This window comes from Kordia sp. (assembly GCF_022447245.1).
GTDB lineage: Bacteria > Bacteroidota > Bacteroidia > Flavobacteriales > Flavobacteriaceae > Kordia.
Genome location: NZ_JAKVBC010000006.1, coordinates 153,884 through 166,795, shown reverse-complemented (window position 1 = coordinate 166,795; position 12,912 = coordinate 153,884). Strand labels below are relative to the sequence as shown.

Genomic DNA, 12,912 nt, shown 5'->3' with positions numbered 1-12,912 from the left:
TGAAGTTCTTTACGCCAAATGGAGATGCATATCATCCAACATGGAACATCATTGGACTTAGGAACCAACCGAGTGCAAAGATTTACATCTTTGACAGGTATGGAAAACTGCTCAAGCAGATTAGTCCAGCAGGTATTGGATGGGATGGAACGTATAATGGTTCGCCAATGCCATCACAGGATTACTGGTTTAGAGTGGAATATGTAGATCCATTTGATGGAACGGCAAAAGAATTTATCAATCACTTTACTTTAAAGAGATAAAAACATCAACAATAATATAGAATCAAAAAAAACCGGAGAAAAATAGCTTCGGTTTTTTTATGAGGTAAGAATTTGTTAATTTCAAGGAAAAAACAAAAATGTGTGAAAAAGCAAACTTATATAAGCGTTCTTCTGTTTCTGTGTTGCTGTTTTAGCACACATCACATAATTGCTCAAGACATTTCCTTATTCCAACAATTTAATGGTCGTTTTGACTATACCGCGTTTGGAAACACACTCAATACTGTTGAAAATGGCACAACAGGTCCTTGTCTAATCAACACTAGTTCTAGCGCTACTTTAACATTAGCTGCAGATCAAACAATGGTCGCAGCTTATTTATATTGGGCAGGTTCCGATGATGGAGATTTTGACATTGAACTTAACGGAATTCCAGTAACTGCAGAACGTACTTTTAGTGATGCATTAACTGCAGATCGCACCTTTTTTGCTGCTTTTGCAGATGTTACTGCTATTGTCCAAGCTGAAGGAAACGGTTTGTATACAGTGAGTGAATTTGATCTTACTTCAGTCATTGCACCTTACTGCCCAACAGGTACAAATTTTGGAGGTTGGGCTATTACAGTTATTTATGAAAATCCTTCGCTTCCTTTGAATCAATTAAATGTATATGATGGATTAGAAAGTGTTCCTGAAGAATTGGAGATTACACTTGACAACCTCAACGTTTTTGATAATATGGGCGCAAAAATAGGATTCATTGCATGGGAAGGCGATCAAGCTTTAAGCGTGAATGAGTCTTTACGTGTGAATGGCACTATTATTTCAAACTTACCTTTGAATCCTGCAGATAATGCGTTTAATGGAACAAATAGTTTTACAGGCGCTTCTAATCTGTACAACATGGATATTGATTTTTACAATATTCAAAACAACATCAGTATTGGTGATACAGAAGCAACTATCTCATTGACTTCAGGGCAAGATTTTGTGATGATTAATAATATCATTACAGTTCTAAACAGCCAACTTCCTGATGCAACCGTTGTTATTGATGAAATTGATAGTGAATGTGAATCGCGTGGTTTGGAAATTACTTATACCATTTCAAACACAAATAGTACAGCTGTTTTAGCTCAAAATACATCAATTGCGTTATATACTGATGGTGTTTTGATTGCAACTGATGTAACACAAGTAGCACTAACTATCGGTGGAAGCACACAGCAAACAATTATTGTAACGATCCCTACAACAATTCCAAATACATTTGACCTTTTAATTGTAGTTGATGATGACGGAACTAGCACAGGAACTGTAGATGAAATCAACGAAGATAATAACAGCGCTTTACAAAGTTTCACCTTACCTACTTCACCAGTGATCCCAATATTGCCTGCTTTAGAACTTTGTGACAATATTGAAAGTATTGTATTTGACTTAACTGCTCAAGAAAGTTTTTTTAGTGATCCTTCATTTACTTTTGAATATTTTGAAACATTACTAGATGCTTTAAACAATACAGATGCCATTACAAATCCTGATTCATACAGTACTACTAATTATCCCGCAGAAATTTTCATAAAAGTCACCAATAGCATCACACTTTGTAATTCTATTGGAAATTTTGAATTGATTCTTTTAGAAAGTCCTGAAGTAATGCAACCAGAAGATTTAGAAGCTTGTAAGTTGGACGAAACCGAATCTGTGACTTTCGATTTAACACTCAATGAGACGAACATAAATACGGATTCAAACCTCATCTTTAGCTATTATGAAACAGCCAATTCAGATGGGACATTTCAGGATGAAATCATAACTCCTACTGCTTTTGACAATACATCAAATCCGCAAACGATTTATGTAACTATAGAAAACCTATTGGGTTGTATTTCTTCAACCAGTTTTGAATTAATTGTAGATGATTGTGAAATTTATATTCCTAATGGTTTTTCTCCAAATAATGATGGAAAAAATGATGTTTTCAACATAGTAAATTTGGAAGCACATCCAAATCATGAAATTTATATCTACAACAGATACGGCATACTCATCTTTGTTGGAAATAAAAATACCTCACGTTGGGATGGATATTCAAACAGAGGTACTCCAAAAAACAAAAAACTTCCTACAGGAACCTATTTTTATGTACTTTATTTAAACGATGAAAATACACTCGCAAGTCCTTTATTATTAGAGCAAACCTATACAGGTTGGGTATATTTACAGAATAATTAAGTTTTCTTTACAATAATCTCCTTGATTTTCTGTATTTTAGTGTGGATGAATAGCAAACTTTAAAATTAAGTTTTGTGTACTAAAAACAATTTTAAAGGCTTGAAATTATGTATATATTTGTTCATAATTTACAATGACCTAGAACCCAAACGCTAGAGCCTGCCCAGTTCAAACCGTTTTAGTCACAAAAATGACTTAACCCCATACCTATGAAAAAAGTAATCCTAACGCTTTTTACTATTTGCGCCTACCAAATAGTTTCTGCGCAACAAGTAACTACTAACGAATCATTTACGCTACAACAACTTGTAGAACAATTAGTGCAAGGCTGTGTTGAAATTTCTAATGTTACTTCAAATATTAACGGAAACGTTGATGGTTTTGCTAGTTACGCTGCGTTTAATCAAGCTGGTTCCAATTTCCCTTTTGCAAATGGTTTGGTATTAACCTCTGGTAGAGCATCCGACGCAGGTAATGGTCAAAATCCAATACCACTGAATAGCGGAACTACAAATTGGGGAACAGATCCTGATCTTGAAGCAGTTTTAGGTGTTAACAATACTTTGAATGCAACTTCAATTGAATTTGACTTTATTGCCGTTACCAATCAAATTAGTTTTAATTATTTATTAGCTTCTGAAGAATATGCTGAGGATTTCCCGTGTCGATTTTCGGATAGCTTTGCTTTTTTAATTAGACCCGCAGCAAGTTCAGGTCCATACACAAATATTGCTGTAGTTCCGGGAACAAATATTCCTGTAAGTACAAGTGTAATTCACGATGAAATTGTAGGTTTCTGTCCTGCAGAAAACGAAGAGTATTTTGAAGGATACAATTTAGGCGATACCAACTATAACGGACGTACAACTGTATTGACTGCAACTGCAAACTTAATTCCAAATGAACAATATCATATCAAATTAGTACTCGCTGATGGAACTGATCAAAATGCAGATTCTGCTATCTTCATAGAAGGAAGTAGTTTCAACGCAACAGTTGATTTAGGTCCCGATATCACTACTTGTGCCAACTCATATTTATTGGATGGAGATATTGGAAATCCACTAGCAACCTATCAATGGTTTAGAAATGGAGTTCCAATTCCTGGAAGTACGAATACTACTCATGATGCCGTACTAACGGGAACATATCGTGTTGAAATTACCATTCCTGTTGGAACAGAAAGCTGTACGATAGAAGACACAGTAGTTGTTACTTTAAATGCTGCCCAAACTGCTGGTCCAGTTACTGATTACGAATTGTGTGATGATACAGGCGCCGTCGGTGTAGAGAGTTTTAACTTAACAATTAAAGAACCTGAAATATTAGCTACAGTTCCTCCAGCAAATTATACCGTAAGTTATCACCCTACACAGAATGATGCTGATAATGATACTAATGCATTACCTACGACAATTGATAACACAACATCTCCTCAAGAAATTTTTGTGCGTGTGTTAGATATTGACAATGGGTGTTTATCATTTACGAGTTTCAACTTAGTTGTGAACAACTTACCTGTAATAAATGAACCTACACCTATTGATGTATGTGATGAAGATGATGACGGAATTACACAAACTAATTTAACGGTTAGAAACGACGAAATTACGGGAATGAATCCTGTTCTTGGAGTTACTTATCACTTTACACAAAGTGATGCTGAAAATAATATAAATCCAATTGTAAATAACTATACCAATACAGGGCCTAACAATACGGTTTTTGTGCGTGTAGTTAATACAGAAACAGGTTGTGTAAGCATGACAACTTTAGATATAAATGTTGGAACATCTCCTGTACTGACAACACCAGTGAGGAACTTATTAGATGCTTGTGACCCAGAACACGATGGCTTTGCAACTTTTGATTTAACAGATATTTTAGCTGAAACTACAGCTGGACTTACAGGTGTAACTACCACAGTACACACCACACCTGAAGATGCGGAAACAGGTGACAATCCTATCACAGATATTACAGCTTTTGACAATACCAATCCGCAAGAACAAACATTATACATCCGCGTAGTTGATAATGACTCTGGTTGTTATACCGTTACACAATTCAATATTCATGCAAATGCACTTTTAACAGCTACCAATATTGCTGCCGTAAATCGCTGTGATGATCCAAGTAACGACGGCGTATTTGAATTTGATTTATTAGCTATTTATACATCTATTCAAAACGATTTAGCTTTTGTAAATATTCAATTCTTTTTAACAGAAGACGATCGCAATAATAATGTAAATCCAATAGATACTGGTGTTCCATTCAGCAACACTTCCAACCCACAGGAACTATTTTTACTACTAACAGATACTGATACTGGCTGTGAAGATGTTTCTTCTATCCAACTGACTGTAAATCCGTTTGTATCTGCCCCAACTGTTGGCACACTTACAGCTTGCGACACAAACTCAAATGCAATTGCTCTTGTAGATTTACAAATGTTTAATGCTGATATTTTAGGTACCGAAACTGGATTTGAAATCATATACTATTTAACATTTGCTGATGCTGCGGTTTCTGCAAATCCAATTACAGAACCTATTGTAAACTCGTCTAACCCTCAGGAGATATTTTTCCGTTACAGAAATACGAGTACATTTTGTTCAGATATTGGCTCGTTCATGTTAGAAGTATTACCTGCACCTGAAGTCAATGAACCAAGTACAATTTTAATTTGCGACGACGATACTGATGGAATTGCTGACGTAAATTTAACGCTTAGTCTTCCAGAAATAATTGCTGATCTTACAGATATCAATATTTCTTACCATACCTCTGGAAGCGGTGTTGCGAATAATACTGATATCATTACTGATCCAACAGCATACAATACGGCAAGTACTTCTGCCTTTTTACGTGTAGAAAATGCCATCACAGGTTGTTTTGCTACGGTTGAATTACCGATTATTGTGAATACGATTCCTGCAGTAGTTGCCACAGATATATATCAATTATGTGAAACTGATACCGATCAAACGGAAAACTTTATTTTGGAAACTAGAGATGATGAAATATTAAACGGTCAAACCAATATGACTGTTCTCTACTATCCTACTGCACAAGATGCATTGGACAAAACCAATGAAATCGACAAAACACTTCCATATGCAAATCAAACAAACCCACAAACCATTCATGTCCGTATAGAAAATGATACAGATCCTGATTGTTTTGCTGTATCCGATTTTGTAATTCAAGTAAGTCCTGCTCCAATGTATAATGACCCTACAGATATTTTTGTGTGTGATGACATTACAAATGATGGTATCGATACATTTGATTTAACAACAACCCGAGATGAAATTTCTGCAGGAATTCCTCAAAATTTAACGGTTACTTTTCATAACACGGAAGAAGATGCCGAAAATGATGTAAATCCTATTGGAAATACCATAACAAACACTTCAAATCCGCAAGCAGTCTATGTTAGAATATCTAATGATTCTAACTGTCATACTGTTGTAGATTTTGCATTGAATGTAGTTCAAGTTCCAGAAGCAAATCCAGCACCAGATGTTACAGTTTGTGATACAGATTATGACGGACAAGTTGTGTTTGATTTAACCGAAGCTGAGTTCTCTATCTTAAATATTCGTCAAGACGATGTTATAATTACCTATCATGAAACAGAAGACGACGCTGAAAACGGTACAAATGTAATTCCAGATCCTACAAATTATACTAACAGTAACAATCCACAACCAATCTTTGTACGATTGATCAATACAATTTCGGGATGTTATGTCATTATTCCATTTACATTAAATGTGAATTTACCTCCTTTATTAAACAATATAGCAGAAACTACTTTTTGTGATTCCGAAGTGCCTGGCACTCTAGATTTACGTCAAATCGACGACATCATTATCGATGATCCAACGGGAGTTTCAATATCGTACTATGGTTCTGCTGCTGATGCACAAAGTGATACCAACGAACTTCCTGATATTTATTCATACATTTCAAATCCAGAAACCATTTTTATCAGAGCTGAAAATGATACGACAGGTTGTTTCTTTGTACAAAGTATTAATGTAACTATAAATCCAAATCCTATAGCAAACCCTGTAAGTGATATGGAAGCATGTATTAGTGATAATGCGAATAATACACAAACTTTTGACTTCTCCACGCAGTCTGCAACCATATTAGGCACACAAAATCCTGGACTATTTACGGTAAGTTACCATGTAAGTATAGAAGACGCAGAAAATGATGTAAGTCCATTACCGCCATTATACAATGCATTCGATGAACAAATCATTTTTGCTCGTGTCGAAAATAATGTAACAGGTTGTTTTTCTACAACTTCATTTATGACCATTATTCATCCGCTTCCTGTAATTGATTTACCAGATGATATTACACTATGTTTGAATGATCTTCCTTTAACCGTAACTGCTGGTTCTGATATTGGAAGCTCATATCTTTGGTCTACAGGAGAAACATCAGCATCTATTGATATTACTTCTGTCGGTACCTATACTGTAACTGTAACAAGCCAGTTTGGTTGTCAAGAAACCGCAAGCTTTAATGTCAACGAGTCTGAATTGGCTACGATTGTAGAAGTAGATGTAGTAAATTTCTCGGATAATAATACCATCACCGTAACTGCAAGTGGAAACGGAGATTATTTATATGTTTTAGATGGTGGAACGCCACAGATTTCAAACGTTTTTGAATATGTTGGACCAGGCTATCATGTCGTAACTGTATTAGACGTTAATGGTTGTGGAGAAGTAAGTGAAGAAGTTGTGGTGGTAGATTATATCAAATTTGTGACGCCAAATAACGATGGCTATAATGACACTTGGCACATTATCGGAATAGAAACACTTCCAAAATCGGTTGTGTACATTTTTGATCGCTATGGAAAACTTCTAAAAACCTTACGTGCTAGCGATCCAGGATGGGACGGAAATTACAGAGGACGCAGAATGCCATCGAGTGATTATTGGTTCTTAGCAGAAATAAAAGACGGACCAGATTCGTTTGATATTAAAGGACATTTTACCCTGAAACGATAGTCACTTATATCTGTGAAAAAATTTGATGATATAAATGATTCTGAGTACTTGACTATTTTAAATGATATTCAAGAAACCAAGAAAATAGAAGAATTGCAGCCAACTGCAATGTCATTTTTAAAATTCTTCACTAAACTTCAAACTATATGCATTTCTATCAGCTTCCGATGGTACATGAGTGATTAGAATCATGGATACTGGAAAGTGGTTTAGCGACGGTAACAATCCTGTTTAAAAATACTTAACTCAAAAAGGAATTCATAAAAAAAAGAGGCTGGAGTCTAAAGAAAATAACATAGTTATTACTCATTCAAAAAAGTATTCACAAAATAGTCTTTATAAGCTCGACCAATTGGCACACAAATACCTTTAGATAAGTAAACTTGATTTCCTGAAATCTTCTCAATATGTTTTGTATTGATGATATATGATTTGTGAATTTGACAAAATGTTGTAGTTAATTTAGCCAACCAAGTTTTCAAAGAATCTGAGCTCAAATATGATTTATGTTGTGTAACAATTTTTACATAATCTTCATCTGAGGTAAAATACATAATTTCATTAGTATATATTTTAACCAAATCATGCCCAATTTTTATAAAAAAATGATCTTCATTTACAGATGTTTTTTCTTGAGCTACTTCTAAATTAGGCTTCATCAAAGAGACACTTTTTGAAATCGCTTGAATAAAACGTTGAAACGAATATGGTTTGAGTAAATAATCAACGACATTGTATTCATAACTTTCCAAAGCATATTCTGAAAAAGCCGTAGTTAAAATTACTTGAGGAGGATTTTGAAACGTTTTTAAAAAATCCATTCCTGATATTTTTGGTAAATGAATATCTAAAAAAATTAAATCCACCATATTATTTTGTAAAAAAACGATAGCATCAACTGCATCAGAAAACGTTCCTTTCAAGTCTAAAGTACCAACATCTTTAATGTATTTTTGTAAAATACGCTGCGCAGGCGCTTGATCTTCAATTATAATACAACTTCTCAACATATTATTTTCGTTCTTGTAATTGTAATGTAAGCGCTACATTATACATATTAATTGACGCATCAATTGACAATTCATATTTGTTAGGATATAAAATCTCCAAACGTTTTTTCACGTTCTCTAAACCAATACCTTGGGACAAACTTTGAGTATTTGAATCAGTTAAAAAACTATTACTACACATAAAGTTTAACTTTCCATCAGCAGAGACATCAATAGCAACATCTATCACAATACCTTTTGTTTGACTAGCTGAACTATGTTTAAAAGCATTCTCAACAAACACAATTAATATCAATGGAGCTATTACAAAAGTATCACTGACATTTTTTGCTTTAAAACTAGCTGCTCCTCTATTCTCTATTTGTAATTCATTCAAACCTGTAAAATGCTTTAAATGCTCAACCTCTTTGATAAGCGACACATAATCTTCTTTACAGTCATATAACATATATCGTAATACCGAAGAAAGCTCTAAAATAATAGAAGGTGTTTTTGGAGAATTCTCCATAGCATATGAATACAAATTATTTAAATTATTAAACAAAAAATGTGGATTGATCTGAGATTTCAAAAAACGCAATTCACTTTCTTGCATTGCTATTTTTAATTGCTCAACTTCATTCTGCTTTTTACTAATATCCCAAGCAAATTTAAAACTAACCATCGTCATTATTAATGGTACAATTTCTAATAAAGTATAAAACACATTAGAAATATATTTCGCTCTTTTATCCTCAAAAAAGATCCGTTCTAAAACAAGTTCTTCGGTTACATAAGCATACGCAAACACCAATAGCAAAGCACTAAAAAATCGCAAATATTTTTTAGTATAAAAAAATAATGGAAGTAACACATAACCAATAAAGAATGCCATAGACATATAGTGCAAAAAGAAAAAAAACTTGTGCATCTCTATATGCGGACTATGTTTATCAAAAGAATACAAGAAGAACAAAACAACTAAAAAAAGTCCTTGTGCTAACCATTCTTTTGTTCGTAAGTGTTGAAGCAAACGTTTCATTGTTTATAGTATCATTCTTTAATCTATTGGATACAAAATTCATGTCATCACACTGTTTCGCACATGATTTTAAAAACATGAATCTTATATTCTTCAAAAATAAGCTATTACATACTATTTTAGTATAAAGTAATAGCAAACAACACAAATACCACTGCGAACAACGAATATTCCATGCCAAAAACACAAATGTTGTTTACAGGAATCTTACTGCTGTTCACTGGATTCTTTTTTAATAAAAGAAACTACTCATTGATATTTGTCATCAAAAATAAATACATCCATGAAAATCAACTTGCTTTGCTTTATAATTGCATTGGGTTTTATTGGCTCATTTTCAGCTAATGCTCAAGAAAATACTGAAATAACAATCACTGGAACAGTGGTTGAAAGCAATAATGTTCCTGTAGCATTTGCAACAGTGCTTATTGCAGATAGGGATACTCAAAAACCAATCACTGGAGCAACAACTAACGAAAAAGGACAATTCTCTTTTACAACCTCAACGACTAATTTTTATATAGAAGTCAGCTTTATAGGTTTCAAAAACAAAAAAATCAAAAACTTTACCATACAAAATAACCGTATTGACTTAGATAAAATTGTATTATCAGAGGATCAATCACAATTAGATGAAGTTATTGTTCGTGCTGAAAAATCGCAAACAGTTTTTAAACTTGACAAACGCGTATTTAATGTAGGTGCTGATCTAAGTAGTACTGGCGCAAGTGCCTTAGAAATTTTAAATAATGTTCCTTCTGTAAATGTAAACATAGAAGGACAAATAAGCTTACGCGGAAATTCAGGCGTGCAAATACTCATCAATGGAAAGCCATCTGTACTTGCTAGCGAAGAGGGAAATGCATTGGGAAGTATTACTGCGGATATGATTGATAAAATAGAAGTGATTACAAATCCTTCCGCAAAATATGACGCTGAAGGAACTTCAGGAATCATTAACATCATTCTAAAAAAGAATGAAAAGAAAGGTTTGAATGGTTCCGTAACATTGAATACTGGTATTCCAAACAATCATAGTATTGGTGTAAGCCTTAATAGACGTACTGAAAAATTCAATCTATTTAGTCAATTAGGATATGGAAGACGAACCTTTCCAAGAGAAAGCGAATCTAGTAGTTTAAACAGAGCTACCGAAACTACCTTGACTACTAATGGCGAGAGTGATAAAAATGAAAAATTCTTCAATGTTATTTTAGGAACAGATTACCATATCAATGATTTAAACGTAATTACACTTTCTGGGCATTATGCTTTTGAAGATGAAAAAGAAAACTCAACGCAATTATATCAGTTTATTGATAATACAGCTACCACTACAGATGCTTGGAATCGCCGTGAGTTGACTACTGCTAGCAATCCTAAATGGCAATATGAATTACAATACAAAAAGGATTTTGAAGATCATAAAGAACATAGTTTACTTTTCAGTGCTTTAGGAACATCGTTTGGGAAAGACAAAACATCAAACTTTAACAACACTACGACTATTGGTAACATTCCTGACATGTTGCAAGAAGCTATTACAAATTTTGTTCAAAATGAATATACGTTCAAATTAGACTATACACATCCTTTTGGCGAAAAATACACCTTAGAAACTGGTGCACAATTTATCATAGATGATGTAAGCAATAACTATCAAGTTAGAGACTTCATCAATAATGACTGGGTAATCAATGCAAGTTTTAGTAATATTTTTGATTACAATCAAAATGTACTTGGTGTGTATTCTACGTTTGCATATGAAGCTGAAAAATGGGGAATTAAAGGTGGTTTGCGTTTAGAAAATACAGATTTAAGAACCAAACTTGTAAATACCAATGAGCGTAACACACAAAAATATACAAACCTATTCCCTGGCGTTCACACTTCTTATAAAATAACTGAAGATTTGTCATTACAAGCAGGATATTCTAAGCGTATATACAGACCACGTTTATGGGATTTGAATCCATTTTTCTCCTTCCGTGACAACTTTAATATTTCAACAGGAAATCCAAACCTAAATCCTGAATTCACAGATTCTTTTGAAATCACTAGTATTCTTAAATTCAATCAAGGATCCTTAAATTTTGGAATTTATCACAGAGCTACCAAAGATGTGATTGAAGACATTTCTACGTTTGAAAACAATGTGACCACTTCACAACCTAGTAATGTTGGGACAAACAAAGGAACAGGTATTGAACTTAACGCAAAATACAACGCGACAAACTGGGCAACTTTTACAACTGATTTTAACTACAATTCATTTGTTCGAAAAGGTCAGTTTGAAGATTTAAACTTTGATTTTAATGGAAATCAATGGAGTTCCAGATTAACAGGGAAATTTAAATTACCATTAGATTTTACCTTAGAAGCAACAGGAAACTATCGATCTAAATTTAAAACAGTTCAAGGAGAAGTTGCAGACAATACCTTTATGAATCTTGGAATCCGTAAAAAAATGATGAAAGGACGTTTGAATGCAAATCTAAGTATCAGAGATGTATTCGCTTCTCGTCGTCGTCAATCCATTACAAATCAAGTTGACTTTTTAAGAACCTCTAATAGTGTAAGCGGACGTTTTGTTACTATTGGAATTAGCTTTGGATTTGGAAAAGGAGAAGCCATGGAATTTTCTGGACAAAAGAATTTTTAAGTACAGACATTATGTAATTCCACCTTTATTTCCCCATAATAACCTGAAAAAAGGCAATCGAATGTGATTGCCTTTTTTTTATACTTTAAAAAGAAGTATATTAAGGATTCACATCTCCTTTGTTTCTATAAAAATGAAAAAATATACACTAATACTCTTAATGATCTTCTCTTTTGTGGGATGCCATAAAGAAAAAAGTTATTCTGTCAAACAACTAGATGCATATTCGTTTCGTAGAAATTATTTTGGAAGCGACACCTTGCAAGGAAAAGCTTCAGAAAGTTTTTTGAATAGAAACCCTGTTCAAAATTACGAATACAAAACTCAAGAAGGTCGCTTTTACGAAGAATTGGTGTCGAATGGAATCATAGATAACAAAGAACTTATTCTAAATAAATTTGATTCTTTACCGAATGATTTCCCATATAAAATTAGAGACAAATCAGTAATGTTGAACATATCGTATCCTGAAAGTTTTGACGTAAGCGGCCGAATTCTAATCTTTCGAGAAAGGGAAACTATCATTCATAGAGATACGATATATTTTGACAATCCTACGCAAGTAACTTTTTGCAAAATGGATGTAAATAAAAATGGCACCGATGAATTGTATGCTTTATTTGAATGGTATGCTGCAAATGGTGATAATTATGAACTGAGTGTGTATGAACTAGAAGAAAATTAACGGTTACATTAGAGTGGCAAGAAAATTGTT

At 33.6% G+C, this 12,912-nt stretch carries 7 protein-coding genes; 5 read left to right on the top strand and 2 right to left on the bottom strand.

The genetic code is table 11. The features are described 5' to 3' along the window. From MK119_RS06315 to MK119_RS06305, 3 genes are all read left to right on the top strand, one after another. On the top strand, positions 1 to 263 hold a 263-nt coding region (locus tag MK119_RS06315; RefSeq protein WP_290671948.1), incomplete at its 5' end, for a T9SS type B sorting domain-containing protein. A gap of 102 nt (positions 264 to 365) precedes the next feature. Continuing rightward, positions 366 to 2,462: a gliding motility-associated C-terminal domain-containing protein gene (locus MK119_RS06310; RefSeq protein ID WP_290671946.1), complete on the top strand. Its 2,097-nt coding sequence runs from the start codon at positions 366 to 368 to the stop codon at positions 2,460 to 2,462. A 209-nt stretch (positions 2,463 to 2,671) separates the two neighbouring features. Continuing rightward, complete coding sequence (locus MK119_RS06305; protein WP_290671945.1) at positions 2,672 to 7,504, top strand: choice-of-anchor L domain-containing protein; 4,833 nt, start codon at positions 2,672 to 2,674, stop codon at positions 7,502 to 7,504. Between the two features lie 302 nt (positions 7,505 to 7,806). On the opposite strand, the gene MK119_RS06300 is transcribed toward MK119_RS06305, so the two are convergent. Both MK119_RS06300 and MK119_RS06295 read right to left on the bottom strand, forming a co-directional pair. Next, positions 7,807 to 8,514: a LytTR family DNA-binding domain-containing protein gene (locus MK119_RS06300; RefSeq protein ID WP_290671943.1), complete on the bottom strand. Its 708-nt coding sequence runs from the start codon at positions 8,512 to 8,514 to the stop codon at positions 7,807 to 7,809. Position 8,515: 1 nt separating this feature from the next. After that, entirely contained in the window at positions 8,516 to 9,388 is an 873-nt protein-coding gene (locus MK119_RS06295) for a histidine kinase (protein WP_290671941.1), read from the bottom strand. Between the two features lie 430 nt (positions 9,389 to 9,818). Between MK119_RS06295 and MK119_RS06290 the strand changes: the two genes are divergently transcribed. Then, a complete protein-coding gene (locus MK119_RS06290) occupies positions 9,819 to 12,197 on the top strand; it encodes an outer membrane beta-barrel family protein (protein ID WP_290671939.1) in 2,379 nt (792 codons plus the stop codon). A 133-nt stretch (positions 12,198 to 12,330) separates the two neighbouring features. Beyond that, positions 12,331 to 12,882, top strand: coding sequence for a hypothetical protein (locus MK119_RS06285; protein WP_290671937.1), 552 nt, complete (start codon positions 12,331 to 12,333; stop codon positions 12,880 to 12,882). Positions 12,883 to 12,912: the final 30 nt, after the last annotated feature.